Source organism: Delftia sp. WSY_22, from assembly GCF_043104185.1.
GTDB lineage: Bacteria > Pseudomonadota > Gammaproteobacteria > Burkholderiales > Burkholderiaceae_C > Comamonas > Comamonas tsuruhatensis.
Genome location: NZ_JBICKN010000019.1, coordinates 43,461 through 69,341, shown reverse-complemented (window position 1 = coordinate 69,341; position 25,881 = coordinate 43,461). Strand labels below are relative to the sequence as shown.

Sequence of the window (25,881 nt, the reverse complement as noted above, 5' to 3'; positions counted from 1 at the left end):
GGCTAGTCTTGTTGTTTGGCGAAGACGTAGCCCACGCCGCGCACCGTCAGGATGCGCTTGGGCGCCTTGGGGTCGGCCTCGATGGCGGCGCGGATGCGGCCCATGTGCACGTCGATGGAGCGGTCGAAGGCCTCCAGTTCGCGGCCTCGCACGGCCTCCATGATCTGGTCGCGCGTGAGCACGCGGCCCGCGCGCTCGGCCAGCGTGACCAGCAGGTCGAACTGGTAGGAGGTCAGCTCGCAGGGCTGGCCCGCCACGGTGACGCTGCGCGCGTCGCGGTCGATCTCCAGGCTACCGAAGCGCAGCGCCGTGGCCGGCTGGCCTGCGGCCGAGCCCTCGCCGCCGCCGCCGCGCCGGCGCAGGATGGCGCGGATGCGCGCCAGCAGCTCGCGCGGCTCGAAGGGCTTGGGCAGGTAGTCGTCGGCGCCGATCTCCAGGCCGATGATGCGGTCCATGGGGTCGCCCTTGGCCGTGAGCATCAGCACCGGCACCTGCGCTGCGGCGCCTGGCAGGGCGCGGATGCGCCGGCAGACCTCCAGGCCGTCCATGTCGGGCAGCATGAGGTCGAGGATGACGAGGTCGGGCAGGTCGGCGCCGGCCACGCCGTCGGCGGGCTGCAGCTGCTCCAGGCCGCTGCGGGCGTCGCCCATGTGCGTGACCTGCAGGCCGTTGTTGCCCAGGTAGTCACCCACCATCTGCGCGAGGCGGGTGTCGTCTTCGATCATCAGAAGATGGTGCGTACTCATGGAGGGCAGTGTATTCATGCTGGGGCCTGGCGTCGTGTTGCGACGATGCTCGCAGCGCCCCGTCAGCCGTGCTTGTCGCTTGCGTAAAGTTCGGTAAAACAGCGCAGCCTGCGGCCAGCCGCTCAACTGCCGCGTTGCGCGGGCCGCACCGCATGCACGCGCGAGGCCAGCGCGATCAGCACCAGCACGGGCAGGCCCAGCAGGGCCGTGGCCTGGAAGAAGCTCACGTAGCCATGCGCATCGACAAAGGCGCCCGAGAAGCCGGCCAGCCACTTGGGCGCCAGCAGCATCATGGAGCTGAACAGCGCGTACTGCGTGGCCGAGTACTGCACATTGGTCAGCCCCGACAGGTAGGCGATGAAGGCCGCCGAGGCGATGCCGCCGGCCAGGTTGTCCGCGCTCACCACCCAGACCAGCGCATTCACGTCATGGCCGCGCGTGGCCAGCCAGGCGAACAGCAGGTTGGTGGCGGCCGACAGCGCGGCGCCCAGCATCAGCACGCGCATCACGCCCCAGCGCATGGCCAGCGCCCCGCCCAGGAAGGCGCCCGCCAGCGTCATGATCACGCCGTACACCTTGGTCACGGCGGCCACTTCGTCCTTGGTGAAGCCCATGTCCACGTAGAAGGGGTTGGCCATGATGCCCATGACCACGTCGCTGATGCGGTAGATGGCGATCAGGCCCAGCACCAGCAGCGCCTGCCAGCGGTAGCGGCCCAGGAAGTCGGCAAAGGGCTCGACCAGCGCACCACGCAGCCACTCGGCCGCGTTGCGGGCAGGCGCCAGCGGGCGCGGCACCGGTTCCGGCGAGAGCAGCACGGTCAGCATGCCCACGGCCATGGAGGCGGCCATGGCCAGGTAGGCCACCTGCCAGGCACCGCTCTGGTAGCCCGCCGTGCCCGCCACCTCGGCGCGGGCGGCCAGCCACAGCACGCCGGCGCCGGCCCAGATCATGGCGAGCCGGTAGCCGGTCTGGTAGGTGGCGGCCAGCGCGGCCTGGCGCTCGGTGTCGGCCGATTCGATGCGGTAGGCGTCCAGCGCAATGTCCTGCGTGGCCGAGCCGAAGGCCACGGCCAGCGCGCACCACACCAGCGGCGTGAGCGAGACGCGCGGATCATTGAACGCCATGCCGCACAGCCCGGCGACGATGAGCATCTGCGCGAACAGCAGCCAGCCGCGCCGCCGCCCCAGCCAGCGCGTGAGCAGCGGCAGCGGCATGCGGTCCACCAGCGGCGACCAGACCCACTTGAAGGCATAGGCCAGGCCCACCCAGCTCAGGTAGCCGATGGTGGTGCGGTCCACGCCGGCCTCGCGCAGCCAGAACGACAGCGTGCCCAGCACCAGCAGCAGCGGCAGGCCTGCCGAAAAACCCAGGGCCAGCATGCGCAGGCTGGCCGGCTCGGCATAGACGCGCAGGGTCTGGGCCCAACTGCGGCGGGGCGCTTCAGTGGGGGTGGAAGGGGCGGAGGAGGTGGTGGTGGACGGCTCGGTCATGTTGGGCTGCGGCAGGCTGCGGCCATTATCGGGCCCATGGTGGCGCGGACTGGCGCGCGCTACCATCGCGGGCACAGGATGCCGCCATGGCCTACACCCTCTCTTCCCTCCACAGCGATGCCGCCGCGCAAGACGGCGCGGCCGATGCCACCGATACCGCCTTCGCGCCGCACAGCTCGGTGCGCAGCTACAGCGGCGAGCACCAGGCCCATGCCCACGGCCATGCGCAAATCCTCTATGCCCTGCAGGGCCGCATGGAGCTGGAAGTGGGCGGGCGCAGCGCCTTTGTGGACGCCGTCAGCGGCATGCTCATCCCCGCCGGCGTGGACCACGGCTACCTGGCGGCGCCGCGCTCGCGCGTGTTCGTCATCGATGCGCCCAGCGGCCCGGGGCTGGACCGGATGCGGCGCTTTTCCGTGCCGCCCGCCCTGCGCGGCCGGGAGTCGGAAGGCCCGGCCACAGAGCAGCTGGCCCAGGTGCTGCAGGCGCCCGGCCTGCTGGCGCGCCGGGGGCTGGACCTGCAGCAACTGACCACGAGCGTACAGGCCGCATTGCACGAGGACTGGCCCACGGCCCGGCTGGCCGCCCTGTGCCATATGAGCGCCCAGCGCTTTCACGCGCGCTTCGTGGAGCTGGCGGGCCAGCCGCCCCAGGCCTGGCTGCGCGGCCTGCGCCTGGATGCGGCCGAGCGCGGGCTGGCGCGGGGCCTGCCCCTGGAGGCCACGGCGCTGCGCTGCGGCTATGCCTCAGCCAGCGCGCTGGCCTATGCGCTGCGGCGCGACCGGGGCGTGACGGCGCGGCAACTGCGCGGCTAGCCCGTTCACAGTCTTGCGGACTACGAGCGTTTCTCGACAAATGCCCGGCCGCGCCAGGCGCAACATGGCGCCATGGTTCGCAATTCTTCCGCTTCTTCCTCCGCCGTCGGCATCGCCTTCGTTTCGGTGGCTGCCGTGCTGTGGGGCACGACGGGCACGGCGCAAAGCCTGGGCGCAGGCGGGCTGTCGCCGTTCTGGGTGGGCGCCGCGCAGTTGGCGGTTTCCAGCCTGTTCCTGGGCGCGCTGCTGGCGGTCTCCCATTGGAGGCTGCGCGGGCGGGCCGGGCAGGGCGGGGCACCCGTCCAGCCGCTGCTGCCCAACCCGGTGCACCTGGGGCTGCGCCCGGCCTGGTTTCTGCTGGCTTCCATGGGAATCGGCGGCTACAGCATCTTCTTCTACGAGGGCGTGACGCTCACGGGCGTGGCCGTGGGCACGGCCGTGGCCATTGGCAGCGGCCCCATCTGGGCCGGGTTGATGCAGGCGCTGGTGCTGCGCGCGCCCCTGTCGGCCCTGTGGTGGGCCGGCACGCTGGTGAGCGTGGCGGGAGGCGCGGCCATGGTGATGGCCCGGGGCGGCGCCACGCTGTCCTGGAGCGGCCTGGCCCTGTGCCTGCTGGCGGGGCTGTCGTACGCGGGCTATGCGCTGATCAACAAGCGCCTGGTCACCCACATGTCGCCGCGCGTGGTGAATTTCTATGTCTTCACCGGGGCGGCCTGCATGGCGGTGCCGATTGCGCTGGTGCAAAGCGGCCTGCCGCAGTGGAGCCTGGCGGCCGTGCTGGTGGTGGTCTACCTGGGCGTGGTGGTGTCGGGCCTGGCGCACATGCTGTTTTCCATCGGGCTGCGCAGCATCTCCGGCCCCACGGGCGTGACGCTGAGCCTGATCGAGCCCGTGGCGGCCTTCGTGCTGGCGGTGTGGGTCGTGGGCGAGCGGCAGCCGCTGCAATCGTGGCTGGGGCTGCTGGCCGTGCTGGCCGGGCTGATGCTGGTGATCGGCGCCGAGATGCGCTCGCAGCGGGCCGTGATGGCCGCGCAGATGGCGTGACTCTTTGTAGGCCGGCGCCGCTCTTCACGATGCGCTGTTCTCCGCATGTTGCAGGCATGCACGGCCGCTAGACTTGGCGGCATGCAGCAGCCATCCCATCTCTCCTCCGAATCCTGTGCCCCGTCCGCCTGGGGCTGTGCCTGCGCGCCCTGGCGCGCGCGTCGCGGTTTCTTGCTGGCCGGCAGCGCGGCGGCCCTGGGCTTGGCCACGGCGCCGGTGGCGGCCCAGGTGCAGGTGGGCGGTGCCTCGGGCCTGCGCAAGCTGGTGCCGGCCGAGACGCTGGAAGGCGCCGCCACCGACCAGTACCAGCAACTGCTGGCCAAGGCCCGCGCCCAGGGCGCACTGGCCGGCGACAGCAACCCGCAGCTGCAGCGGCTGCGCGCCATTGCCCGGCGGCTGATCCCCTACACCGCCCAATGGAACCCGCGTGCCAATGCCTGGCGCTGGGAGGTGAATCTGATCGGCAGCAAGGAGATCAATGCCTTTTGCATGCCGGGCGGCAAGATCGCCTTCTACACCGGCATCATCGACCAGCTGCAGCTGACCGACGACGAGATCGCCATGATCATGGGCCACGAAATGGCCCATGCGCTGCGCGAGCACTCGCGCGAGCAGCTGGCCAAGAACCAGGCCACCAGCATCGGCATCTCGCTGGGCGCCCAACTGCTGGGCCTGGGCGACCTGGGCAATGCGGCGGCCCGCCTGGGCGGCCAGCTGCTGTCGCTGAAATTCAGCCGGGGCGACGAGAGCGAGGCCGACCTCGTGGGCCTGGAGCTGGCCGCGCGCGCCGGCTACAACCCCCAGGCCTCGGTCTCGCTGTGGCGCAAGATGGGCCAGGCCACGGGCGACCGCGGCGGCCTGGAATTCCTGTCCACCCACCCCGCAGGCCCCGAGCGCATCCGCGAGTTGGAGCGCAACATCCCGCGCGTGGAAGGCCTCTACGAGGCCGCACGGCGCGGGTAGGCAGCCGCCTTCAGGCGGCGGCTTTTTGCTTGGGTTGATAGCCCATCACGGCTTTCACTTCAAGGTACTCCTTGAAGCCGTGCTCGCCCCATTCCCGGCCCGTGCCCGACTGCTTGTAGCCACCGAACGGCGCGCCGAAGTCCGGCCCCGCGCCGTTGAGGTGGACCATGCCGGTGCGCAGGCGCGAGGCCACGCGGCGTGCGCGCTCCAGGCTGCCGGACTGCACATAGCCCGACAGGCCGTAGGGCGTGTCGTTGGCCTGGGCGATGGCCTCCTCCTCCGTGTCGTAGGGCAGGATGACCAGCACGGGGCCGAAGATCTCCTCGCGCGCAATGGTCATGTCGTTGCGCACGTCGGCAAACACCGTGGGCCGCACGAAGTAGCCGCGCGCAAGGCCCTCGGGGCGGCCCGTGCCGCCGGCCACCAGGGTGGCGCCTTCGGCGATGCCGGCCTCGATCAGGCCCTGGATCTTGCGGAACTGCGCCTCGCTGACCACGGGGCCCATGTGCATGGCGCCGGTGTCGGCCAATGCATCGCCCACCTTCATGCCCTCGGCAGCGGCCTTGGCCGCGGCCACGGCGCGCGCATGCAGGGCGCGCGGCACGAACATGCGCGTGGGCGCGTTGCAGCTCTGGCCCGAATTGGTGAAGCAGGCGTTCACGCCCTGGGTCACAGCCTTTTCGATGTCGGCATCGTCCAGCACGATGTTGGCCGACTTGCCGCCCAGCTCCTGGGTCACGCGCTTGACGGTATCGGCCGAGGCCTTGGCCACGGCAATGCCCGCGCGCGTGGAGCCGGTGAAGGTCATCATGTCGATGCCGGGGTGCACGGACATGGCCTCGCCCACCGAGGGGCCGTCGCCGTTGACCAGGTTGAACACGCCGGCCGGCACGCCCGCTTCGTGCAGGATCTCGGCCACCAGGATGGCGTTCAGCGGCGCGATCTCCGAGGGCTTGAGCACCATGGTGCAGCCCGCCGCCAGGGCCGGTGCCACCTTGCACATGATCTGGTTGATGGGCCAGTTCCAGGGCGTGATCATGCCCACCACGCCCACGGGCTCATGCACGATGCCGGTGGTGCCGCGCACGCTCTCGAACTCGAATTCCTTGAGCACCTGCAGGGTCTGCTTCAGGTGCCCCGCGCCCACGGTGGCCTGGGCCGCGCGCGACAGCCACAGCGGCGCGCCCATCTCCAGCGAGATGGTCTGAGCCACCTCGTCGATGCGGCGCATGTAGACCGCCAGCACCTTGTCCAGCAGGGCCAGCCGCTCGTCGCGCGTGGTTTGCGAGAAGCCGTCGAACGCGCGGCGTGCGGCGGCCACGGCTGCATCGACATCGGCGGCCGAGCCCATGCTGATGCGGGCCGCCACCTCCTCGGTGGACGGATTGATCACATCCAGCGTGCGCGGCACGGCCGGGGGAACCCATTGGCCGTCGATATAGAACTGCAGGTGCTCTTGCGTGCTCATGAAGCTGTCTCCGTGTCTCGTTGTCATTGGGTGGAAGGGGTGTCGAAGGTGACGCGCTGGTTCACGCGGTAGTGGGGCCAGTAGTCGGCCACAGCATAGTGCTGCGTGCTGCGGTTGTCCCAGATGGCGATGCCGCCCGCGTCCCATTGATGATGCACCATGAACTCCGGCTTCTTAAGCCAGTCCAGCAGGAAGGCGAGCACGCCGCGCGCCTCGTGCCGGTCCACGCCCGTGATGTGGCGCGTGAAATCGGCATTGACGAAGATGCACTTGCGGCCTGAATCGGGGTTGGTGCGCACCACGGGATGCGTCACGGGCTTGAACTGGCGCAGCGCCTCGAACAGCGCCTCCTCGCCCTTGCGGCCCAGGTATTCCCGGAAGCCCGATTCCTCCCAGGTATGGACCGCCTGCAGGCCTTCCAGGTACTGCTGCATGCCGGGCGAGAGCCAGTCATAGGCCTTGCTGGTGCTGGTCCAGCAGGTGTTGCCGCCGGCCGGCGGCGTGGTCACGATCTGGATCACGGTGCCCAGCGGCGGCTGCTGCTTCCAGCTGATGTCGGTGTGCCAGTTGTCTATGGCGGGCGGGCGGTCCTTGTCGGAGATGATCATCTCCACGTCGGGCATGCCGCTCTTGCGCTCGAAGTACGAGCCCTTGGACAGCGGGCCGAACACCTGCGCCAGCGCCACATGCTGCTCGGCCGTGATGGCCTGGGGCCGGAAGAAGATGACCTCGAAGTCGTACAGGGCCTGTCGCAGTTCCGCCTGCACCTCGGGGGACAGGGGCCGGGTCAGGTCCACGCCCTCGATCCAGGCCGCGAAGTTGGGCATGCGCGGCACGGGGCGGATGTGGTGGTAGCGGGCGTCGATGTCGATCAGCTGCATGGGGGCGGCATTGGCCATGGGGTACTCCTTGGAGGAACGGATGGAAGGGGAGGAAGAGGAAGGAAGGTGGGGAGAGAGGGCTGGCGGGCTCACTGCCAGTGCAGCAGCCGCCTCTCGGCCCAGGACATGAAGCGCACCATGCCCACGCCCAGCAGGGCCAGCACCAGCAGCAGCGCCATGACGCCATTGATGTCGAAGGTGGAGCCCAGGTAGGCCAGGGTCTGGCCCAGGCCCTTTTCGCTGGCGATGATCTCGGTGCCCACCACGCCCAGCAGGGCATAGATCAATCCCAGGCGCAGGCCCGAGAAGATCACCGGGACGGCGCCGGGCAGCGTGACCTCGAAGAAGGTGGTGGCGGCGCTGGCGCCCAGCGTGCGGCACAGCGTCACATGGTCCTGGCTGACGCCCCGCATGCCTGCCACCGTGGCCGACAGCACGATGAAGAAGGTCAGCGAGCAGCCCACGGCGATCTTGCTGCCCAGCCCCAGCCCGAACCACAGGATGAACAGCGGCGCCAGCGCGATGCGCGGCATCACGTTCAGCGCGTTGAAGTAGGGCTCGGCAAAGCGCTCGACGGCCGGCCAGCGCACGAAGACCAGCCCGGTGGCGAAGGCGGCCACGCCGCTGGGCTGGCCGAAGAAGGTGGGGTCCAGCCAGCGGCGCGCGGCGGCCCATTCGGCCAGTCCCAGCACGAGACAGATGAACAGCGCATGCAGCGCCAGCCATTGCAGACGGTCAGCCTTCATGGTGCACCCATCCCGATTCAAGCTGCGACCACAGGGCCGCATAGAGTTCATGGAAGCGCGGCGACTTCTGCAGGTCGCGGATGGAGCGCGGGCGCGGCAGGTCTATGGGCAGGTCGGCGATGATGCGGCCCGGGCGCGAGGACATCACCACCACGCGGTCGGAGACGGCCACGGCCTCGGCCAGGTCATGGGTCACGAACAGCACGCTGTGGCGGTGCTGCTGGCACAGGCGCAGCAGCAGGTCCTGCAGCTGCAGCTTGGTCTGCGCGTCCAGGGCGCCGAAGGGCTCGTCCATCAGCAGCAGCTGCGCGTCCAGCGCAAAGGTGCGCGCCAGCGCCGTGCGCTGGCGCATGCCGTGGGACAAGGCCTTGGGCAGGGCCTGCGCATGGTCGGCCAGGCCCACCTCCTGCAGCATGCGCAGTGCGCGCTCCGTGCTGTCGGCCGTGCCGACGCCGCGCACGCGCGCGCCGAAGGCGGCGTTCTCCAGCGCCGTGCACCAGGGCAGCAGGCTGTCGCGCGCCAGCATGTAGCCCACGCGGGAACTGCCCAGGAGCGGTGCCTCGCCCAGCACGCGCAGCGTGCCGGCGCCGGTGTGGGCCACCAGGCCCGCGCAGAGGTTGAGCAGGCTGGTCTTGCCGCAGCCGCTGGGCCCGACCAGCGAGACGAATTCGCCCTCGGCCACCTGCAGCGCAATGTTGTCCAGCACCTGCGTGCGGCCGTCGAAGCTCAGGTGCAGGCCGTCGGCGGCAATGGCCTGCGGCGGCAGTTGCGATCCATTGGAAGTCATGGCGCGCGCCCCCTTCACTGCGCCAGCAGGGGCGCGGTGTCGATCAGCCGGCTGATCTGCCCCGTGCGCTGCAGGTAGCGCGCGGCATGCTGCAGGGCCTTGGGGTCCACCGCAAACTGCATGGAAGGAATGGCGTTGCGCAGCGCCACTTCCAGGATCCGTTCGCCGCCGGTCGTGTTGATGCGGAAGCTGTCCTGCGCGACTTTGAGCAATGCATCGAAATGGGCCGGTTCGCGGGCATAGTCGGCCGCCTCGTTCATGGCGCGGCGCAAGCCCTCCACGGCCTGGGCGTTCTTGCGCAGGAAGTCGGCGCGCACCACCTGCAGCACGCCGGCGCCGTTGGTGTCCACCACATCGGCCGGACCCTGGCCCCTGCGCGGATCGACGACGATGCGGCAGGCCTGGCTGACCTCGCAAAAGCCGTCCATGGGCGAGAACAGCATCAGGCCATCGACCTGCCTTTGCGCAATCGCCGGAAAGGCGGTGTTGGGCGAGCCCACGGCGACGATGGTGACGTCGTCCGCCTTCATGCCGGCGCCCTGCAGCAGGCTCACGAGCTGGAACTCGGCCGCGCTGCCGCGCGCCGTCACGCCGATGCGCCGGCCCTTGAAGTCCTGCATCACGGCGGGATAGCCCTGGCCGGCATGCGCCATGGGCAGGGCCGACGAGGCCATGAGGAAGAACGTCGGCGCGCTGGCGCCGCTGCCGATCACCTTGAGGTCGGCGCCCTTGTTGACCGCCTGGAGCAGCACCTCGGGCGGCGTAAACGCCACTTCGAGGTCACCGGCCAGCAAGGTCTGCAGCGCCAGCGGCGCCTGCGGGATGGGGCGCAGTTCGCAGCGTATGCCGTGCTTCTCGCACAGTCCCCGCGCGTTGGCCACGCGCACCAGGAAATTGCCGATGCCGGGGTAGTCCTGGATGCGCAGCGTGGGCGTCTGTGCAAGGGCTGCCTGGGTCGAGAGCAGGGCGAACACGAAGGCGGATACCAGGGCGAGCGTGGTGCGGATCATGGGGCGGGCTCCATACGTGTGGGTATGGGGCCGATTACAAGGACGGTGCTATGCGCCAATTGCCGCGAAAGGGACAATGATCGGGTGAACACCAAGCTCGGTTCCCCCAACACCTCTTTGGCGCAGGCGCGCAGCGAGCGCTATCGCGTGGACCTGCTGGCCGAATTGCCGGCCGCATCGGCACGCGGGCTGCGGGCTATAGGGTCCAGGCGCCGCTACCGCGATGGACAGTTCGTGCAAAAGCGCGGCGATGCGGCCGACCATGCGCTGGTGCTGCTGTCAGGGCGCTTTCGTGTCGTGGCCTTCACCGTGGGCGGCACCGAGCGCATGACGCGCTGGCTGGAGGCCGGGGAGATCACCGGCATCAGCTCGGTGCTGGGCAATGCGCCCGTGCCCGTGGACCTGGTGGCCGATGGCGATGTCGAGGTGCTGGTCCTGCCGCGCCAGCCGCTGCTGGACTTCCTGGAGCGCGATGCGCCCGCATGCCTGGCTGTGGCGCGCCTGCTGAGCCTGCGCGTGAACGGGCTGCTGGACACCATCTTCATCAGTTCGGAGGACACGCTGCATGCCCGGGTCTGGGCCACCTTGCAGGTTCTGGCGGCAGAGAATGGCCAGCCCCTGCCCGGTGGCCGCACCCTGCTGCGCATATCGCAGGGTGATCTGTCGCATGTGGTGGGCGCCTCGCGCCAGCGCGTGAACGAGGAGCTGCGCAAGCTGCAGGCGGGCGGCAGCGTGCGTCTGGGCTATCGGTGGATCGAGGTGCTGGGCTGAGACAGCTGCAGGCTCAGGTCCCGCCCACGTAGGGGTTGCTCTTGCGCTCGCGGCCGAAGCTGCTTTCGGGGCCGTGGCCCGGGATGAACACGGTCTGGTCGCCCATGGGCCACAGGCGCTGGACGATGCTGTCGATCAGCTGCTGGTGGTTGCCCTGGGGAAAGTCGGTGCGGCCGATGCTGCCCGCGAACAGCACGTCGCCCACGAAGGCGCGGTCGATCTGCGGCGCATGGAACACCACGTGGCCGGGCGTATGGCCGGGGCAGTGGCGCACCTGCAGCGTCTCCTGGCCGATGCTCACCGTGTCGCCATCGTGCAGCCAGCGCGTGGGCGTGAAGGGGTCCGAATGCGGGAAGCCGAACATGGCGCCCTGCTGGGGCAGCGCATCGATCCAGAACTGGTCGCCGGGATGGGGGCCGATGATGGGCAGCTGCTGTGCATCGGCCAGCTCGCGCGTGCCGCCCGCGTGGTCTATGTGGGCGTGCGTGAGCCAGATGGCCTTGAGCGCCAGGCCCAGGCGCTCTATCTCCCAGCCGATCTGCTCCAGGTCGCCGCCCGGGTCGATGACGGCGGCTTCCATGGTCTGGTCGCACCAGACCAGCGAGCAGTTCTGCTGGAAGGCGGTGACGGGGATGGTGTGGTACTGGAGCATGGGCGGCGTGGGTGCTTCTGGCGAAAGCGCCCATTATTCCCGCTCCTTCCCCTGATGGCAGCGCAGGGCCTCCCCCGCTTGCGCCGTCAGGTGGTCGGTTGGCCGCATTGCCCGCAGAACCGCGCACCGGCCGGATGGCTGGCGCTGCAGCTCCTGCAGGCCTGCGGCAGCACCGCGCCGCCGCACTGCGGGCAAAAGCGCGAGCTGGAGGCAATCGATGCATGGCAGCCGGGGCAGACCGCCGCCACGGCCGCAGGCGGGTATGCGCCGCCGGCGTGATGCCCGCCGATATGGACGCCGATATTGCCGCCGTGATGGCCGCCGCGCGCGTGTTGTCCGAACAGTCTTTGCAAGAGTCCCATGGTGCCTTCCTTCGCACTGCGCGGCTGCGCCGCTGCAGTCGCTCAAAGGTGCATTGGGACACGGCAGCGGTGCGCCGGGTCGTGGATGGCGATCATTTAATGTGGCTGTCATTTCGCGGCAATCCGACGTCTTGTGACGGACAGGCGACATCCTCGCGGGCAGACCCCGTGGCTGCCGCCACGCGGCCGTGATACAAGCTAGCCGTGCCGCCAAGCCAGCCTGCCGTCATGCAGGCGCGCAAGGATTTTTTCGAGGATGGGCCGGGCCGCCGCCTGCGCAATGCAGCGCAGGGCGGGTACCGGCATCACGCGAGGGAGAACCGGTATGTTGATTGGCGTGCCTGCCGAGACCATGGCAGGAGAAACCCGGGTGGCCGCGACCCCCGAGACCGTCAAGAAGCTGCGTGCGCAAGGCCATGTGCTGCGCGTGCAGTCGGGAGCGGGAGTGGCGGCCAGCGTGCCCGATGCCTTGTTCGAGGCAGCGGGCGCCGAGATCGTCGATGCGGCAGGCGCCCTGGGCGCCGATCTTGTGCTCAAGGTGCGCATTCCTTCGGAGGATGAGCTGCCCCTGGTCCGCAAGGGCGCAACGCTGGTCGGCATGCTGGACCCCTTCCAGCCCGCAGGCCTGCAGCGCCTGGCCGATGCGGGCATCACGGCCTATGCGCTGGAGGCGGCTCCGCGCACCACGCGTGCGCAGAGCATGGACGTGCTGTCCAGCCAGGCCAATATCGCCGGCTACAAGGCCGTGATGATTGCGGCCAACCAGTACCAGCGCTTCTTTCCCATGCTGATGACGGCGGCCGGCACGGTGAAGGCCGCGCGCGTCGTGGTGCTGGGCGTGGGCGTGGCCGGCCTGCAGGCCATTGCCACGGCCAAGCGCCTGGGCGCCGTGATCGAGGCCAGCGATGTGCGGCCCAGCGTGCGCGAGCAGGTCGAGTCGCTGGGCGCGAAGTTCATCGACGTGCCCTACGAGACGGCCGAGGAAAAGGAGGCCGCCGAAGGCGTGGGCGGCTACGCCCGCCCCATGCCGCAAAGCTGGCTGGACCGGCAAAAGGCCGAGGTCGCCAAGCGCGTGGCCCAGGCCGACGTGGTCATCACCACGGCGCTGATCCCGGGCCGGCCCGCGCCCGTGCTGGTCACGGCCGAGATGGTGCAGGCCATGAAGCCAGGCGCCGTCATCGTGGACCTGGCGGCCGAGCGCGGCGGCAACTGCCCGCTGACCCAGGCCGGCATGACCGTGGTCACGCATGGCGTGACCATCGTGGGCCTGACCAACCTGGCGGCGCTGGTGGCGGCCGATGCCTCGGCCCTGTATGCACGCAATGTGCTCGATTTTCTCAAGCTCATCATCAACAAGGATGGCGCCCTGCATGTGGACATGGAGGACGACATCGTGGCCGCGTGCCTGATGGCCCATGAAGGCCAACTCGCAGCACAGCGGAGGAAATGACATGGAAGCCGTATCCCCCACCATCATCCATCTCATCATCTTCGTGCTGGCCATCTACGTGGGCTACCACGTGGTGTGGACCGTCACCCCCGCGCTGCACACGCCGCTGATGGCGGTGACCAATGCCATCTCGGCCATCGTCATCGTCGGCGCCATGCTGGCGGCGGCGCTCACGGAAACGGGCCTGGGCAAGACCATGGGCGTGCTGGCCGTGGCGCTGGCCGCGGTCAACGTGTTCGGCGGCTTCCTGGTCACGCGGCGCATGCTGGAGATGTTCCGCAAGAAAGAGCGCAAGAGCGCTCCGGCCAAGGACGGCAAGGATGCCAAGGCGGAGGGCCAGTCATGAGCATGAACCTCGTCACGTTGCTCTACCTGGTGGCCAGCGTCTGCTTCATCCAGGCGCTCAAGGGGCTGTCGCATCCCACCACGTCCATACGGGGCAACCTGTTCGGCATGGCCGGCATGGTGATCGCCGTGCTGACCACGGCGGCGCTCATCGTGCAGCTGGCCGGCGGCAATGCATTGGGGCTGGGCTGGGTGCTGCTGGGCCTGCTGGTCGGCGGCACGGCCGGTGCGGTCATGGCCCAGCGCGTGGAGATGACCAAGATGCCTGAGCTGGTGGCCTTCATGCACAGCATGATCGGCCTGGCGGCGGTGTTCATCGCCGTGGCCGCCGTGGCCGAGCCCTGGGCCTTTGCCATCACGGCCAAGGGCGGCGCCATCCCGGGCGGCAACCGCGTGGAGCTGGCGCTGGGCGCCTTCATCGGCGCCGTGACCTTCACGGGCTCGGTGATCGCCTTCGGCAAGCTCAGCAGCAAGTACAAGTTCCGCCTGTTCCAGGGCGCGCCCGTGCAGTTCAAGGGCCAGCATGCGCTCAACGCCGTGCTGGGGCTGGCTGCGGCCTTCTTCGTCTTCGGCTTCTGGCACAGCCAAAGCTGGATGGACATCGTGCTGGTCATCGCCCTGGGACTGCTGCTGGGCGTGCTGCTGATCATTCCCATCGGCGGCGCGGACATGCCGGTGGTCGTGTCCATGCTCAACAGCTACTCGGGCTGGGCGGCGGCGGGCATCGGCTTCTCGCTGAACAACAGCATGCTGATCATTGCGGGTTCGCTGGTGGGCAGCTCGGGCGCCATCCTGAGCTACATCATGTGCAAGGCCATGAACCGCTCGTTCTTCAGCGTGATCCTGGGCGGCTTCGGCGGCGAGGCCACCAGCGCGGCGGCAGGCTCCCAGCAGCAGCGCAACGTGAAAAGCGGCAGCGCCGACGATGCGGCCTTCGTCCTGGGCAATGCCGAGACCGTGGTCATCGTGCCCGGCTACGGCCTGGCCGTGGCGCGTGCCCAGCACGCGGTCAAGGAGCTGGCCGACAAGCTCACCGAGCGCGGCGTGACGGTGAAGTACGCCATCCACCCGGTGGCCGGCCGCATGCCCGGCCACATGAACGTGCTGCTGGCCGAGGCCGAGGTCCCCTACGACCAGGTCTTCGAGATGGAGGACATCAACAGCGAGTTCGGCCAGGCCGACGTGGCCATCATCCTGGGCGCCAACGACGTGGTGAACCCCGCCGCGCACGTCAAGGGCAGCCCCATCTACGGCATGCCCATCCTGGAGGCCTACAAGGCCAAGACGGTGATCGTGAACAAGCGCTCCATGGCGGCCGGCTATGCGGGCCTGGACAATGAGCTTTTCTACATGGACAAGACCATGATGGTCTTCGGCGACGCCAAGAAGGTGGTGGAGGACATGGGCAAGGCGCTGGAGTGAGGCATGCGCCCGGGCTGAAGTCCGAGGAGGGCAGGGCCCAAGCCCTGGCCTCCTTGAAAACGATCTTGGGTCAGCCCCCGGACCGGGTCAGCAATTCGTCCAGCGCATCGGCGATGGCTTGGCCTTCATGCTCCAGTGAGGCCACCACTTCACCCAATTGATCCAGGGCGACTGAAACCATGTCCAGGGCATGCAGGACGACCGGCACGCCTTCAATGACAAACACAGGATTCATCCTCGCACCCACGGTTGGAGTGCCGTGCGGCAGCAGATTCTGCCGAACCAGTGGAACCACGACGCGACGGCGGTAGCGGTCAAACAGCGAGGACTGGACCACGACGACGTAGGGAATCGAGTCGCGCAAGGCTCCCTTGTTGCGATGAACGTCGAATTGCGCCACTAGAGCGTCGAGTGCTCGTCTGCGAACGAACCCACCGCGATGTTGACCGCGTTCCAGTCGCTGGCGCAGGCGTCGGCAAGCCGTTGGCGCTCACGCTGTGCGCCCTCCTGCCTGGCAACGTATTCGGCCAGCAGGGATTCCATGGTGGCCGAGAGATTGTCGGTATAGGCCTTGGCCTGCGTCACCAGATCTGCATTGATCGTGAGATGGATTGGCCGCTTGGCGCTGGAGACAGCAATGGATTTCATCTCGGAACCCTCAGATAAAGATCATGCGCACAGTGTCTGTATGAGAGCGCGACGAGTCAAACCGCCGCGACCCAAGGCCCTGCTTGAACGTCTCACAGCTTCATGTCGTAGCCGATGGTCACCGGCGCATGGTCCGAGAACTTCACATCCTTGTAGATGTTCTCGGTGCGGGCCAGCGCGGCGGTAGCGGGGGTGGCCAGGTGGTAGTCCAGGCGCCATCCCACGTTGTTGGCGTAGGCCTGGCCGCGGTTGCTCCACCATGTGTAGCAGGTGTCGGTGGTGTCGGGCTGGAGCAGGCGATAAACGTCCACCAGGCCGCCAGTCGGCTCAGTTTTGTTCAACAATTTTGTCATCCACTCGCGTTCCTCGGGCGTGAAACCGCTGTTTTTCTGGTTGCTGCGCCAGTTCTTGAGGTCGATCTGCTGGTGGGCGATGTTGATGTCGCCGCAGAGGATGAACTCGCGTTCGCCCTTCATGCGCATCAGGTGGGCGTGCATTTCGGCCAGGAAGCGGAACTTGGCCGTCTGGCGCAGTTCGCCGGAGCTGCCGCTGGGAAAGTAGGCGCTGATGATGGACAGCTTGCGCGATGGCGTGTCGAAGCGCGCCTCCACGTAGCGGCCTTCGGCGTCGAATTCGTGCGAGCCGAAGCCGACCACGACGTCGCTGGGCTCGTGGCGGCTGTAGACGCCCACGCCCGAGTAGCCCTTTTTCTCGGCGTAGTGGAAGTGGCCGCGCAGGCCGGCCAGCAGCTCGAAGCGTCCGGTCATGTCGGCGGCCTGGGCCTTGATTTCCTGCACGCAAATACAATCCGGCGCAGTGGCCTCGATCCAGGCTTCGACGCCCTTGGTCGAGGCCGAGCGGATGCCGTTGAGGTTGAGGCTGGTCAATTTGAACAAGGATGAATCCATGGTGGTGAGTAATCTGCAGGCCGATGACGCAGGCCGTCTGGCGCAGGAATTTGTGCAATTCGCCGTTGACGCAGGGGTGCTGCGTTTCGGCGAGTTCAAGACCAAGGCCGGGCGCATGAGCCCGTACTTCTTCAATGCCGGCCTGTTCGATGACGGCGGCAAGATGGGCCGTCTCGCCGAATTCTATGCAAAAGCCATCGCGGCCAGCGGCATCGAGTTCGACATGATCTTCGGCCCGGCCTACAAGGGCATCCCGCTGGCGGCCACCGTGGCGGTGGAGCTGGCCCGCATGGGCATCAACAAGCCCTTTGCGTACAACCGCAAGGAAGCCAAGGACCACGGCGAGGGCGGCACCCTGGTGGGCGCGCCGCTCAAGGGCCGCGTGCTGATCGTGGACGACGTGATGAGCGCCGGCACGGCCGCGCGCGAGTCCATCGCCATCATCCGCGCCGCCGGTGCCACGCCGCATGCCGTGGCCATCGCGCTGGACCGCCAGGAAATGGCCACGGAAAATGGCCAGGACGTGCCCCACAGCGCCGTGCAGTACGTGCGCAACCAGCTGGGCATGCAGGTCTGCACTATTGCAAAACTGGCAGACTTATTGCTTTATCTTGAGATTCAAGGTGGCAGCGCAGGCAGCGGCCACCATGAGCGCGTGCTGGCCTACCGCCAGCGTTATGGAGTCAACGACAAGGGGTGAGCGGTTGATGAAGCGGGCGATGCATGCACGATCCTTGCTGTGTGCCATGGGCTTGGCCACGCTGGGCTGCGCCGTGCTCGCCCAGGATGTGCCCCTGGGGCCGGGCATCTATTCATGCACCGACGCCCGTGGCCGCCGCCTGACGGCCGACCGCCCGATTGCCGAATGCGTGGACCGCGACCAGCGCGTGCTGGGCAACTCCGGCGTGGAGCTGCGCCGCGTGGGCCCCACGCTGACCGACAACGAACGCGCCGAGCTGGACGCCCAGCGCCGCCGCGACCAGGCAGAGCAGCGCCGCATGCGCGAGGAGCGCTCGCGCGACAAGGCGTTGATCACGCGCTACCCCAACCAGGCCGCCCACGATGCCGAGCGTGCCGAGGCCATCTCCCAGGTCGATCAGGTCATCTCCGTGGCGCGCCAGCGCCAGCAGGAACTGCAGACGCGGCGCACGGCCCTGAATGCCGAGATGGAGTTCTACAGGAAAGACCCCGCCAAGGCGCCGGCATCGCTGCGCCGCCAGCTCGACGAGAACACGGCCTCGCAGGAGGAGCAGCAGCGCTTCGTCCAGCAGCAGGACCAGGAAAAGCGCCGCATCCAGGAGCGCTTCGATGCCGAGCTGCAGCAGCTGCGCCAGCTGTGGGCTGCGAGCGCACGCCGCTGAGGCTGGCCCAACGCCGCGCCCGCCGCCGCGTTCTTTCTTCTTCCTGCCCCTCCTTTCCTTCCTCCTTCTCGTTGCACGCTTGCTGAGTCGAATTCGTCCTGCATGCGGCGCCCGCATGCAGGGCTAGGCTTTGCGCATCGAGTCTGCGGGCTGACATCAAGGGAGGCAGCATGACGGTGTGGCGTTGGTTGATGGCCTTGCTGCTGTGGGCAGCCGGGGCCTGGCTGTCCTGGGGCGGCGCCCAGCTCCTGCTGGCCGGCGGCAGCGGCTACTACGTGATCGCCGGCCTGCTGCTGCTGGTGGTGGGGTGGGGCGTGGCGCGCCGTTCGGCCATGGCGCTGTGGCTGTTTGCGCTGTGGCTGCTGGGCACCGCGCTGTGGGCGGTCTGGGAGATAGGGCTGGACTGGTGGCCGCTGGCGGGGCGCCTGGGGGTGCCCTGGTTGATGGGCCTGCTGCTGGTGCTGCCCTGGTCGGTGCGTGCGCTGCGCCATGAGCCCGACATGGGCCAGAACCGGGGCCTGGCACCGGCCCATGCGGCGCTGGCGCTGGTGGTGCTGGGCACGGCCATTCTTGCGAGCCTGTCCTTCGGGCGGCAGCGCGATGCCCATGAAACCCAGGGCCAGTTTGCGGGCGCGGCCGCCGCCGCGTCGGACCTGCCGGCCGACGGCCAGGTCACGGCCGTGCAGAACATGTCCATGGTGGCCTCCGATGCCGGCGGCCTGCGCAGCCCGCCGGTGCTGCAGGGCGATGCCACCGATGCCGTGCCCGATGGTGAATGGCATGCCTACGGCCGCACCGGAGCGGGCCAGCGCTATTCGCCGCTGAGCCAGATCGGCCCGCACAACGTGCGGCTGCTGCAATTGGCCTGGGAGTTCCGCACGGGCGATGTGCGCGGCAAGCCCGGCGATCCCGAAGAAACCACGTTCGAGGTCACGCCGCTGAAGATCGGCGAGCGCCTGTTCCTGTGCACGCCCCACCAGTCGGTGATTGCGCTCGATGCCACCACGGGCAAGCAGCTGTGGCGGCGCGACCTGCCCATGCCCAAGGGGCTGGCGCTGCAGCACCTGACCTGCCGGGGCCTGTCCTACCAGTCGGCGCAGGCGGCCGCGCAGTTCGATGCGGCGGCAGGGCAGACGCATTCGGCGGTGGCGCCGGCTGCAAGGAAGGCCGGCGCACAGGCGGCACAGGCTGATCCGGCTTCCTCGGTCTCCCCGGCCCCTTCCTCCGATGATGGCCGCTGTACCGCCAAGCTGTTCATGGCCACGGCCGACGGCAAGGTGGTCGCCCTCAATCCCGCCGACGGCCAGACCTGCGGCAACGTGGCGGGCGGCCAGGGCCAGATCGACCTCTGGCAGGGCATGCCCGAGCGCAAGCCGGGCTCGTACTACTCGACCTCGCCGGTGGTGGTGGCGCGCGACCGCATCATCGTGGGCGGCACGGTGCTGGACAACCATTCCACGCGCGAGCCTTCGGGGGTGATCCGTGCGTTCGACATCCGCTCGGGTGCGCTGCTGTGGGCCTGGGACCCGGGGCGGCCAGCGACCAGCACGCCGCTGCCCGAAGGGCAGACCTATGTGCCCAGCTCGCCCAACAGCTGGTCCATCTCCAGCGTGGACGAGACGCTGGGCCTCGTCTTCGTGCCCATGGGCAATGCGCCGCCCGACCAATGGGGCGGCCGGCGCAGCGCCGAGGCCGAGCGGTATTCGTCCTCCGTGGTGGCGCTGGACATCGCCACGGGCGCCGTGCGCTGGGTGTTCCAGACCGTGCACCACGATCTCTGGGACTACGACGTGCCCTCGCAGCCCAGCCTGATCGACCTGGAGATCGGCGGCCACAGCGTGCCCGCCCTGGTGCAGCCCACCAAGCAGGGCGAGCTGTTCGTGCTGGACCGGCGCACGGGCCAGCCGCTTCTGCCCGTTACCGAGGTGGCTGCGCCGCAGGGCGCGGCACGCGGCGACCGCACGGCGCCCACGCAGCCGCATTCGCAGCTGAGCTTCAATCCCCCGGCCCTGACCGAACGCGACATGTGGGGTGCCACGCCCTTCGAGCAGCTGTGGTGCCGGCTGGCCTTCCACCGGCTGCGCTACGAGGGGCGCTTCACGCCGCCGTCGGAGCAGGGCTCGCTGATCTATCCGGGCAACTTCGGCGTCTTCAACTGGGGCGGCGTGGCCGTGGATCCGCGCCGGCAGGTGGTGTTTGCCACGCCCACGCGGCTGGCCTTCGTCTCCACCCTGGTGCCGCGCGCGGACGATACCTCGCTGCTGGTGCAGGATGGCGGCCCGCCCAAGGACGGCCTGCCCGCGCTCAACGAAAACTTCGGCGCACCGTTTGCGGTGCGGCTCAAGCCCTTTGTCTCGCCGCTGGGCATTCCCTGCCAGGCGCCGCCCTGGGGCTTTGTGGCGGGCGCCGACCTGCGCACGGGCCAGATCGTCTGGCAGCGCCGCAACGGCACGCCGCGCGACCTGAGCCCGCTGCCGCTGGGCTTTCGCATGGGCGTGCCTGGCATTGGCGGCCCGGTGATGACCGCTGGCGGCGTGGCCTTCTACTCGGGGGCTCTGGACAACTATGTACGCGCCTACGACGTGGACAGCGGCCGCCAGCTCTGGCAGGACCGCCTGCCTGCTGGCGGCCAGGCCACGCCCATGACCTACCTGGGCACCGACCAGCGCCAGTACCTGGTGGTGGTGGCGGGTGGCCATGGTTCGACCGGCACCAAGGCTGGCGACAGCGTGCGTGCCTATGTGCTGCCCAAGGAGGTGGCGGCGCCCTGAGCGCTCAGCGCCGTGGGGGTCTGCGCCGGCTCATGCCGATCCGGCCCGGCCCAGCATGCGCAGAACGCGCGTGACCAGCAGCGCGGCCACCCAGGCCAGTCCGCCGATCAGCAGCGGCAGGCGCAGCAGCGCGCCTTGCTGGGCGAACAGCATCAGCGCGTCGGCCTTCCACAGCGCGGCATAGCCCGTGTACAGGCCGTAGGCCAGCCAGGCCAAGGCGCCCAGGGCGAACAGGGCCGCCATGCGCCGGGCGCTGCGGCCATCGCGCGAATCCGCGGGCAGGGCGCGCGTGCCGTGCCAGACCCAGCCGATGGAGGCGAGCACCAGCAAGGCACTGGCTGCCACGGACAGCTGCAGCCAGGTATGGGGGGAGAGTGAGGACATCAAAAGAAAACCGCGCGCCGGCAAAGTGCCGGCCGCAGCGAGTGTAGCGGCGCAGTGCCCTGCGTGGTTTCGGTGCTCAGGCCGGTTGCCAGACGGTGGCGCCGTGGCCCTGGCCGCCGCTGCCGGGGACGGAATGGATGCCCAGCACGGCTGCATGGCGCTGCAGCAGGGCGTCGAACTGCTCGATGCTTTCCGCCGTGGCCGGGGCGTCGTCGTATTCGCTGGCCACCTGGTCCGTGGTGAAGGAGCTGGCGCCGAACTTCTGGACGATGTTGCGCAGCTTGTCGAGGTTGGGGCTGGAGGATGGTGTCATGGCAACTCCTTGGGGTCATGGACGCCTGCTGCGCCGCAGGCCTGTGGGCCAGTGTAGCCCCGGGGCCTGGGCAGGCCATCCGGGGCATCCCCGCAAAGCGGCGTAGGACTTGGAACCCGCCGTCAGCCGCCCGTGGCCACGGGGCCGGCGCTCAGCACTTCGGCCAGCGGCTTGCGCGGCGTGGGCACCTCGCGCTCGCGCAGATCGTCGGGCAGGGTGGCCGCATCGCCGCGCCAGCCCACGGCGATCACCACCTCGGGCTCCAGGTGCTCGGGCAGGCGCAGCACCTCGCGTGCGGCCTCGGCCGAGAAGCCGCCCATGGCGTGCGTGGCCAGGCCCATGGCGTGGGCTTCCAGCGCCAGGTAGCCCCAGGCGCAGCCCGCGTCGAAGCTGTGCTTGCCGGGCGAGGCCTGGCGGTCGGACATCAGCACGATCAGCGCGCCCGCCTCCAGGCACCAGCGGCGGTTGAACTCGTTGGGGATGGTGCTGAAGGCCTGCCAGTTCGCATCGCCGCGCAGCGCATAGGCAAAGTGCCAGGGCTGCTTGTTGCTGGCCGAAGGCGCCCAGCGCGCGGCGTCGGCCAGTTGCTCGATCTGGGCCTGGCTCAGTGCCTCGGGCCTGAAGGCGCGCGGCGACATGCGGCCCAGGAACTGCGGATGGATGGGGGTGGTGGTGTTGCGTGTCATGCGGATAGGCGGCAAGCAGAAAGGAAAGCGGCAACGATAGCGCAAGGCCTCAGGGCTGGCGCGGGGCCTGGCCATGCTGCTGGCTGATCACGCGCAGATGGCGCTCCATGCGGATGAAGACCAGCACCATCACCACCAGCACGAGGAATGACATCAGCATGCTCCAGAAGGCCGTCTCCACGGCGCCGAAGCGTTCCTTCCAGGAGCTGCTGCCGTGGCTGTCCTCGCCGCGCAGCGCGCGCGCCGCATTGTCCAGGGACAGCGTGTAGTTCAGCAGCACCGTGGACAGGATCTGCTGGGCCGTCTGCGCCTGCAGCCGCGGCTCCAGCGCGGCATTGCCGAAGACCTGCTCCAGCGCGGCGGGCAGGCCCTGCACATAGGCCGCATAGGCGCCCTTGCCGTGTTCCAGCTCGGCGGCCTGGGCACGCTCATGGATGGCGGCGGCGGTATCCACGGGCTCGACCATCCAGCTGTCTTCCTCGTCGGCGGAGGCGGCTGCGGCAGCCGCTGCGTCGGCAGCCGCTGCATCGGCCGCCGCATCCACGGCCCCGGCATCGCCTTCGCGCTGGCCGCGCTCCTGGATGCGGCGCTGCACATCGGCCTCGGACGGCAGGGCGTCGCCTTGCAGCAGCGGGTGCAGCGGTGCCAGGCCCCGTGCCTGGTGGTCCCGCTCGGTGCGCTCGCGCCGCGCAGGATCCTTGTTCACGAAGGCGCGCACCAGGGCGTCGGCCTTCTGGAAGGCGGGGCGCAGCGCCGGATCGGCCAGGCGCTTTTCCATGGCGGGTTCGCCGCCGCCCGCGCCCAGGTCGCGGCTGGTTTCGTCCACGACGAACTGCAGGTCGGGCCTGGCGTCCTTCCAGTTCAATTCCTGGGCCACGGCCTGGGGCGCCTCGGCCTTGCCGGGCCTGAAGCTCTCCCAGGTCCACAGTGCCATGCCCACCAGCACGAGCAGGGAGAACACCAGCAGCACCACGCGCACCACCTGCACCAGCAGGTCCTCGATCCTGCGCAGCATGTTTGTAATCATCGGATTCCTCGGTTGGTTCGTAAAACAAGGGCGCGTCCGGCCCGCCTGCAGGCCTGTTCTGTTGCTATTGATTTGAAAGCACCGGACGCAGACGCGCGAATTCTAGGAAGGCTGCCGCGCACGGGCGCACCGGTTCTCAATGTTTTACATTTCGCGCCAATCTCGAAGTGTGCATGTGCTCCCGTGGCATGCGCCGTCCTGCAATGGGTGTCTGCCGGATGGCGGGATATTCATGGCCGCAGGGCGCATGGTTCTCCCGCTTGCGGGCGCGCTGGCTTTGGGCCTACCGGCTGTAGCGGCTTCCCGAATCCGCTGTAATGCTCGCTTTGATTTCTGACTGACTAGAGAGGGCTCGCCCATGACCAAAACGTCGCTGGATAAATCGAAGATCAAGTTCCTGCTGCTCGAAGGCATCCATCCTTCCGCACTCGAAGTGCTGCGCAACGCGGGCTACACCAATGTGGAGACCGTGACGGGCGCGCTGGAAGGCGAGGAGCTCAAGCGCAAGATCGCCGACGTGCACTTCGTCGGCATCCGTTCGCGCACGCAGCTGACGGCCGACGTGTTCGCCGCCGCGCAAAAGCTCGTGGCCGTGGGCTGCTTTTGCATCGGCACCAACCAGGTGGACCTGGACGCGGCGCGCGAGCGTGGCGTGGTGGTCTTCAACGCGCCTTACTCCAACACGCGCTCGGTGGCCGAGCTGGTGCTGGCCGAAGCCATCCTGCTGCTGCGCGGCGTGCCTGCCAAGAACGCCTCCGCCCACCGCGGCGGCTGGCTCAAGAGCGCCGAGAACTCCTACGAAATCCGCGGCAAGACGCTGGGCATCGTGGGCTACGGCTCCATCGGCACCCAGCTGTCGGTGATGGCCGAGTCGGTGGGCATGCAGGTGCTCTTCCATGACGTGTCCACCAAGCTGCCGCTGGGCAATGCGCGCCAGGCCGCATCGCTGGCCGATCTGCTGGCCGGCAGCGACATCGTCACCCTGCACGTGCCCGAGCTGCCCTCCACCCAGTGGATGATCGGCGCCAAGGAAATCGCGGCCATGAAGCCCGGCGCCATCCTGATCAATGCCTCGCGCGGCACCGTGGTGGAAATCGAGCCGCTGGCCGAGGCCCTGAAGGCCGGCAAGCTGCTGGGCGCCGCCATCGACGTGTTCCCCACCGAGCCGCGCAGCAACAAGGATGAATTCGTCTCGCCCCTGCGCGGCCTGGACAACGTCATCCTGACACCGCACGTGGGCGGCTCCACCATGGAGGCCCAGGCCAACATCGGCCTGGAAGTGGCCGAGAAGCTGGTCAAGTACAGCGACAACGGCACCACCACCTCGGCGGTGAACTTCCCCGAAGTGGCCCTGCCCGCCCACCCCGGCCAGAACCGCATCCTGCACGTGCACCACAACCAGCCCGGCGTGCTGTCGGCCATCAACCAGGTGTTTGCCGAGAACGGCATCAACATTGCCGGCCAGTACCTGCGCACCGACGAGAAGGTGGGCTATGTGGTGATCGACCTGGCGGCCCAGTCCTCGGGCCTGGCGGTCGAGAAACTGACCCAGGTTCCCGGCACCATCCGCTGCCGCGTGCTGTTCTGATGGCCAGGTTTCAGGATGCTGCGCTTGGGCGCACTTCCTGAAACTGGCGCATTGCCGGCTCGCCCTATCTGCCCGGCTGCAGCAGCAGCCGCATCAGGTCCGTGCGCGTGATCAGGCCGGTCAGCCGGCCTTCGCGCATCACGGGAATGCAGGGCACGCTGTGCCGGGCCAGGGCGTCCAGCAACTGGCCCACGGGCGTGTCCTCGTCCACGCTGAGTTCAGGCGCATGAACCAGCTGGGGCAGCTCCGACAGGCGGGGCACGGCCCGGCTCTTGCCGGGCAGGCGCTGGCCCAGCCAGTTCAACAAAGAAGGTTTTGCCGCAGATTCGGCCGGGCGCGCGGGGCTCATCCACAGCCACTCGTACAGCTCGGCACGGGAGACCGTGCCGGCCAGGCCGCCATCGGCGTCCAGCACCGGCAGGCTCTTGGCCGGGTGTGCGCGAAAGCGTGCGGCCACGGCGTGCACGTCGTCGTCCATGGAGCAGCTCACGGGATCGCGCGTCATCAGCTGGGCGCAGCGCACGCCGCCCAGGCGGTGCTCGATGGCGGTTTCCTCGGCGGCGGCCAGCAGCTCGGCCAGGTCGTCGGCTTCCAGGTTGTTTTCCTGGCCGAAGCGCAGCAGCAGCGCCTCCAGATCGGCATGGGACAGGCCCAGGCGCGAGGCATGGCGATGGGCCGAATCGGCGGGCGAGGCCTTGGGCGCCGTGTCGGCATGGTGGGGATAGCGCCGGCCCGTGGCGCGGTGGAGCGCCGTGGCCGCCAGGACCAGCGCCAGCGTCAGCGCGCCCACGGGCACGAAGGGCAGCATCCAGCCGGCGGCCAGCGAGGCCTTGGCATTGAGCACCGTCAGCAGGGCCATGGCGCCACCCGGCGGATGCAGCGAGCGCGTCAGCAGCATGCAGCCTATGGCGCCACCCACGGCCAGCGCAGGGGCCAGCTGGGGAGGGCTCCACTGCAGCACGAACAGGGCCCAGAGCGCCGACACCGTATTGCCCACTACGCAGGACCAGGGCTGGGCCAGCGGGCTGGTGGGCACGGCGAACAGCAGCACGGCCGTGGCACCCAGCGGCGCGAACAGGCGCAGGGGAAGATCCCAGGTGCCCGCATGCGCCAGCCAGACCAGGGCCGTGGCCATTCCCATGCCCACGATGGAGCCCATGGCCACGCGCCACATGTCCGCAGGCGCGGGGCGTGGCACCACCGGCCCCCATGCTTTTCTGTTCCAGCCCATGGCCTTGTT

The 25,881-nt window shown here is 68.9% G+C and carries 28 protein-coding genes; 11 read left to right on the top strand and 17 right to left on the bottom strand.

Annotated elements, in window-relative coordinates; all coding sequences use genetic code 11:
- Positions 1-2: 2 nt before the first annotated feature.
- Together ACF8NF_RS12290 and ACF8NF_RS12285 are read right to left on the bottom strand one after the other, a co-directional pair.
- Entirely contained in the window at positions 3-764 is a 762-nt protein-coding gene (locus ACF8NF_RS12290) for a response regulator (protein ID WP_016448575.1), read from the bottom strand.
- A 104-nt stretch (positions 765-868) separates the two neighbouring features.
- Entirely contained in the window at positions 869-2,239 is a 1,371-nt protein-coding gene (locus tag ACF8NF_RS12285) for an AmpG family muropeptide MFS transporter (RefSeq protein ID WP_392413666.1), read from the bottom strand.
- Between the two features lie 86 nt (positions 2,240-2,325).
- On the opposite strand from ACF8NF_RS12285, the gene ACF8NF_RS12280 reads away from it, so the two are divergent.
- From ACF8NF_RS12280 to ACF8NF_RS12270, 3 genes are all read left to right on the top strand, one after another.
- A complete protein-coding gene (locus ACF8NF_RS12280; RefSeq protein ID WP_047326943.1) occupies positions 2,326-3,054 on the top strand; it encodes a helix-turn-helix domain-containing protein in 729 nt (242 codons plus the stop codon).
- Between the two features lie 72 nt (positions 3,055-3,126).
- A complete protein-coding gene (locus ACF8NF_RS12275) occupies positions 3,127-4,098 on the top strand; it encodes a DMT family transporter (protein WP_061288653.1) in 972 nt (323 codons plus the stop codon).
- Between the two features lie 81 nt (positions 4,099-4,179).
- Positions 4,180-5,061 carry a M48 family metallopeptidase gene (locus ACF8NF_RS12270; protein WP_370671639.1) on the top strand — a complete coding sequence of 294 codons (882 nt, stop codon included), beginning with the start codon at positions 4,180-4,182 and terminating at the stop codon, positions 5,059-5,061.
- Between the two features lie 10 nt (positions 5,062-5,071).
- On the opposite strand, the gene ACF8NF_RS12265 is transcribed toward ACF8NF_RS12270, so the two are convergent.
- From ACF8NF_RS12265 to ACF8NF_RS12245, 5 genes are all read right to left on the bottom strand, one after another.
- A complete protein-coding gene (locus tag ACF8NF_RS12265; RefSeq protein ID WP_046988067.1) occupies positions 5,072-6,529 on the bottom strand; it encodes an aldehyde dehydrogenase family protein in 1,458 nt (485 codons plus the stop codon).
- A 23-nt stretch (positions 6,530-6,552) separates the two neighbouring features.
- Positions 6,553-7,428, bottom strand: coding sequence for a TauD/TfdA family dioxygenase (locus ACF8NF_RS12260; RefSeq protein ID WP_016448570.1), 876 nt, complete (start codon positions 7,426-7,428; stop codon positions 6,553-6,555).
- 71 nt (positions 7,429-7,499) lie between these two features.
- On the bottom strand, positions 7,500-8,156 hold the full coding sequence (locus tag ACF8NF_RS12255; RefSeq protein ID WP_392450659.1) for an ABC transporter permease: 657 nt from the start codon (positions 8,154-8,156) through the stop codon (positions 7,500-7,502).
- On the bottom strand, positions 8,146-8,943 hold the full coding sequence (locus tag ACF8NF_RS12250) for an ABC transporter ATP-binding protein (RefSeq protein WP_392450658.1): 798 nt from the start codon (positions 8,941-8,943) through the stop codon (positions 8,146-8,148). Before ACF8NF_RS12250 ends, ACF8NF_RS12255 begins: the two co-directional genes overlap by 11 nt.
- 14 nt (positions 8,944-8,957) lie before the next feature.
- Positions 8,958-9,953: an ABC transporter substrate-binding protein gene (locus ACF8NF_RS12245; RefSeq protein ID WP_392450657.1), complete on the bottom strand. Its 996-nt coding sequence runs from the start codon at positions 9,951-9,953 to the stop codon at positions 8,958-8,960.
- Positions 9,954-10,037: 84 nt separating this feature from the next.
- Here ACF8NF_RS12245 and ACF8NF_RS12240 point away from each other — a divergent pair, with 84 nt between their 5' ends.
- Positions 10,038-10,724 (top strand): Crp/Fnr family transcriptional regulator, encoded by a 687-nt coding sequence (locus ACF8NF_RS12240; protein WP_013800207.1) that lies wholly within the window; start codon positions 10,038-10,040, stop codon positions 10,722-10,724.
- A 13-nt stretch (positions 10,725-10,737) separates the two neighbouring features.
- On the opposite strand, the gene ACF8NF_RS12235 is transcribed toward ACF8NF_RS12240, so the two are convergent.
- Together ACF8NF_RS12235 and ACF8NF_RS12230 are read right to left on the bottom strand one after the other, a co-directional pair.
- Complete coding sequence (locus tag ACF8NF_RS12235; protein ID WP_012202273.1) at positions 10,738-11,376, bottom strand: MBL fold metallo-hydrolase; 639 nt, start codon at positions 11,374-11,376, stop codon at positions 10,738-10,740.
- An 86-nt stretch (positions 11,377-11,462) separates the two neighbouring features.
- Entirely contained in the window at positions 11,463-11,738 is a 276-nt protein-coding gene (locus ACF8NF_RS12230) for a zinc ribbon domain-containing protein (protein WP_074922588.1), read from the bottom strand.
- 325 nt (positions 11,739-12,063) lie between these two features.
- On the opposite strand from ACF8NF_RS12230, the gene ACF8NF_RS12225 reads away from it, so the two are divergent.
- Genes ACF8NF_RS12225 through ACF8NF_RS12215 form a run of 3 tightly spaced genes read left to right on the top strand, consistent with a single transcriptional unit; the run spans position 12,064 to position 14,955 of the window.
- On the top strand, positions 12,064-13,188 hold the full coding sequence (locus tag ACF8NF_RS12225; protein WP_016453602.1) for a Re/Si-specific NAD(P)(+) transhydrogenase subunit alpha: 1,125 nt from the start codon (positions 12,064-12,066) through the stop codon (positions 13,186-13,188).
- A 1-nt stretch (position 13,189) separates the two neighbouring features.
- Positions 13,190-13,534 carry an NAD(P) transhydrogenase subunit alpha gene (locus tag ACF8NF_RS12220; RefSeq protein WP_012202276.1) on the top strand — a complete coding sequence of 115 codons (345 nt, stop codon included), beginning with the start codon at positions 13,190-13,192 and terminating at the stop codon, positions 13,532-13,534.
- Positions 13,531-14,955: an NAD(P)(+) transhydrogenase (Re/Si-specific) subunit beta gene (locus ACF8NF_RS12215; RefSeq protein WP_392450656.1), complete on the top strand. Its 1,425-nt coding sequence runs from the start codon at positions 13,531-13,533 to the stop codon at positions 14,953-14,955. Before ACF8NF_RS12220 ends, ACF8NF_RS12215 begins: the two co-directional genes overlap by 4 nt.
- A gap of 70 nt (positions 14,956-15,025) precedes the next feature.
- On the opposite strand, the gene ACF8NF_RS12210 is transcribed toward ACF8NF_RS12215, so the two are convergent.
- The 3 genes from ACF8NF_RS12210 to ACF8NF_RS12200 all read right to left on the bottom strand — a co-directional run bounded on the left by ACF8NF_RS12210 (position 15,026) and on the right by ACF8NF_RS12200 (position 16,499).
- Positions 15,026-15,355 (bottom strand): CcdB family protein, encoded by a 330-nt coding sequence (locus ACF8NF_RS12210; protein WP_074922594.1) that lies wholly within the window; start codon positions 15,353-15,355, stop codon positions 15,026-15,028.
- Positions 15,355-15,603: a type II toxin-antitoxin system CcdA family antitoxin gene (locus tag ACF8NF_RS12205; protein WP_043791083.1), complete on the bottom strand. Its 249-nt coding sequence runs from the start codon at positions 15,601-15,603 to the stop codon at positions 15,355-15,357. The genes ACF8NF_RS12210 and ACF8NF_RS12205 overlap by 1 nt, the downstream gene beginning before the upstream one ends.
- Positions 15,604-15,695: 92 nt before the next feature.
- The gene (locus tag ACF8NF_RS12200) at positions 15,696-16,499 is read right to left on the bottom strand and encodes an exodeoxyribonuclease III (protein WP_016448562.1); all 804 of its coding nucleotides are present in this window, start codon (positions 16,497-16,499) and stop codon (positions 15,696-15,698) included.
- A 10-nt stretch (positions 16,500-16,509) separates the two neighbouring features.
- Here ACF8NF_RS12200 and pyrE point away from each other — a divergent pair, with 10 nt between their 5' ends.
- The 3 genes from pyrE (at position 16,510) to ACF8NF_RS12185 (ending at position 20,643) form a co-directional block, all read left to right on the top strand.
- On the top strand, positions 16,510-17,211 hold the full coding sequence (gene pyrE / locus ACF8NF_RS12195) for an orotate phosphoribosyltransferase (RefSeq protein ID WP_016453598.1): 702 nt from the start codon (positions 16,510-16,512) through the stop codon (positions 17,209-17,211).
- Positions 17,212-17,257: 46 nt separating this feature from the next.
- Entirely contained in the window at positions 17,258-17,872 is a 615-nt protein-coding gene (locus tag ACF8NF_RS12190; RefSeq protein WP_016453597.1) for a hypothetical protein, read from the top strand.
- A 170-nt stretch (positions 17,873-18,042) separates the two neighbouring features.
- On the top strand, positions 18,043-20,643 hold the full coding sequence (locus ACF8NF_RS12185) for a membrane-bound PQQ-dependent dehydrogenase, glucose/quinate/shikimate family (RefSeq protein WP_392450655.1): 2,601 nt from the start codon (positions 18,043-18,045) through the stop codon (positions 20,641-20,643).
- Positions 20,644-20,673: 30 nt separating this feature from the next.
- On the opposite strand, the gene ACF8NF_RS12180 is transcribed toward ACF8NF_RS12185, so the two are convergent.
- The 4 genes from ACF8NF_RS12180 to ACF8NF_RS12165 form a co-directional block, all read right to left on the bottom strand.
- The gene (locus tag ACF8NF_RS12180; RefSeq protein WP_016448558.1) at positions 20,674-21,027 is read right to left on the bottom strand and encodes a hypothetical protein; all 354 of its coding nucleotides are present in this window, start codon (positions 21,025-21,027) and stop codon (positions 20,674-20,676) included.
- A gap of 76 nt (positions 21,028-21,103) precedes the next feature.
- On the bottom strand, positions 21,104-21,340 hold the full coding sequence (locus ACF8NF_RS12175) for a hypothetical protein (protein WP_016448557.1): 237 nt from the start codon (positions 21,338-21,340) through the stop codon (positions 21,104-21,106).
- A 122-nt stretch (positions 21,341-21,462) separates the two neighbouring features.
- Positions 21,463-22,026 (bottom strand): nitroreductase family protein, encoded by a 564-nt coding sequence (locus ACF8NF_RS12170; RefSeq protein ID WP_126311657.1) that lies wholly within the window; start codon positions 22,024-22,026, stop codon positions 21,463-21,465.
- A 49-nt stretch (positions 22,027-22,075) separates the two neighbouring features.
- Complete coding sequence (locus tag ACF8NF_RS12165) at positions 22,076-23,053, bottom strand: hypothetical protein (protein ID WP_338405897.1); 978 nt, start codon at positions 23,051-23,053, stop codon at positions 22,076-22,078.
- 358 nt (positions 23,054-23,411) lie between these two features.
- On the opposite strand from ACF8NF_RS12165, the gene serA reads away from it, so the two are divergent.
- Positions 23,412-24,641: a phosphoglycerate dehydrogenase gene (gene serA, locus ACF8NF_RS12160; protein WP_012202286.1), complete on the top strand. Its 1,230-nt coding sequence runs from the start codon at positions 23,412-23,414 to the stop codon at positions 24,639-24,641.
- 64 nt (positions 24,642-24,705) lie between these two features.
- On the opposite strand, the gene ACF8NF_RS12155 is transcribed toward serA, so the two are convergent.
- A complete protein-coding gene (locus ACF8NF_RS12155; protein ID WP_392450654.1) occupies positions 24,706-25,842 on the bottom strand; it encodes an HPP family protein in 1,137 nt (378 codons plus the stop codon).
- Positions 25,843-25,881 lie beyond the last annotated feature (39 nt).

Excerpts from the sequence above, each read along its gene's own strand:
- ACF8NF_RS12290 (WP_016448575.1), bottom strand. The coding sequence starts at position 764 with ATGAATACACTGCCCTCCATGAGTACGCACCATCTTCTGATGATCGAA.
- ACF8NF_RS12285 (WP_392413666.1), bottom strand. The coding sequence starts at position 2,239 with ATGACCGAGCCGTCCACCACCACCTCCTCCGCCCCTTCCACCCCCACT.
- ACF8NF_RS12280 (WP_047326943.1), top strand. The coding sequence starts at position 2,326 with ATGGCCTACACCCTCTCTTCCCTCCACAGCGATGCCGCCGCGCAAGAC.
- ACF8NF_RS12275 (WP_061288653.1), top strand. The coding sequence starts at position 3,127 with ATGGTTCGCAATTCTTCCGCTTCTTCCTCCGCCGTCGGCATCGCCTTC.
- ACF8NF_RS12270 (WP_370671639.1), top strand. The coding sequence starts at position 4,180 with ATGCAGCAGCCATCCCATCTCTCCTCCGAATCCTGTGCCCCGTCCGCC.
- ACF8NF_RS12265 (WP_046988067.1), bottom strand. The coding sequence starts at position 6,529 with ATGAGCACGCAAGAGCACCTGCAGTTCTATATCGACGGCCAATGGGTT.
- ACF8NF_RS12260 (WP_016448570.1), bottom strand. The coding sequence starts at position 7,428 with ATGGCCAATGCCGCCCCCATGCAGCTGATCGACATCGACGCCCGCTAC.
- ACF8NF_RS12255 (WP_392450659.1), bottom strand. The coding sequence starts at position 8,156 with ATGAAGGCTGACCGTCTGCAATGGCTGGCGCTGCATGCGCTGTTCATC.
- ACF8NF_RS12250 (WP_392450658.1), bottom strand. The coding sequence starts at position 8,943 with ATGACTTCCAATGGATCGCAACTGCCGCCGCAGGCCATTGCCGCCGAC.
- ACF8NF_RS12245 (WP_392450657.1), bottom strand. The coding sequence starts at position 9,953 with ATGATCCGCACCACGCTCGCCCTGGTATCCGCCTTCGTGTTCGCCCTG.
- ACF8NF_RS12235 (WP_012202273.1), bottom strand. The coding sequence starts at position 11,376 with ATGCTCCAGTACCACACCATCCCCGTCACCGCCTTCCAGCAGAACTGC.
- ACF8NF_RS12230 (WP_074922588.1), bottom strand. The coding sequence starts at position 11,738 with ATGGGACTCTTGCAAAGACTGTTCGGACAACACGCGCGCGGCGGCCAT.
- ACF8NF_RS12225 (WP_016453602.1), top strand. The coding sequence starts at position 12,064 with ATGTTGATTGGCGTGCCTGCCGAGACCATGGCAGGAGAAACCCGGGTG.
- ACF8NF_RS12220 (WP_012202276.1), top strand. The coding sequence starts at position 13,190 with ATGGAAGCCGTATCCCCCACCATCATCCATCTCATCATCTTCGTGCTG.
- ACF8NF_RS12215 (WP_392450656.1), top strand. The coding sequence starts at position 13,531 with ATGAGCATGAACCTCGTCACGTTGCTCTACCTGGTGGCCAGCGTCTGC.
- ACF8NF_RS12205 (WP_043791083.1), bottom strand. The coding sequence starts at position 15,603 with ATGAAATCCATTGCTGTCTCCAGCGCCAAGCGGCCAATCCATCTCACG.
- pyrE (WP_016453598.1), top strand. The coding sequence starts at position 16,510 with ATGGTGGTGAGTAATCTGCAGGCCGATGACGCAGGCCGTCTGGCGCAG.
- ACF8NF_RS12190 (WP_016453597.1), top strand. The coding sequence starts at position 17,258 with ATGGGCTTGGCCACGCTGGGCTGCGCCGTGCTCGCCCAGGATGTGCCC.
- ACF8NF_RS12185 (WP_392450655.1), top strand. The coding sequence starts at position 18,043 with ATGACGGTGTGGCGTTGGTTGATGGCCTTGCTGCTGTGGGCAGCCGGG.
- ACF8NF_RS12180 (WP_016448558.1), bottom strand. The coding sequence starts at position 21,027 with ATGTCCTCACTCTCCCCCCATACCTGGCTGCAGCTGTCCGTGGCAGCC.
- ACF8NF_RS12175 (WP_016448557.1), bottom strand. The coding sequence starts at position 21,340 with ATGACACCATCCTCCAGCCCCAACCTCGACAAGCTGCGCAACATCGTC.
- ACF8NF_RS12170 (WP_126311657.1), bottom strand. The coding sequence starts at position 22,026 with ATGACACGCAACACCACCACCCCCATCCATCCGCAGTTCCTGGGCCGC.
- ACF8NF_RS12165 (WP_338405897.1), bottom strand. The coding sequence starts at position 23,053 with ATGATTACAAACATGCTGCGCAGGATCGAGGACCTGCTGGTGCAGGTG.
- serA (WP_012202286.1), top strand. The coding sequence starts at position 23,412 with ATGACCAAAACGTCGCTGGATAAATCGAAGATCAAGTTCCTGCTGCTC.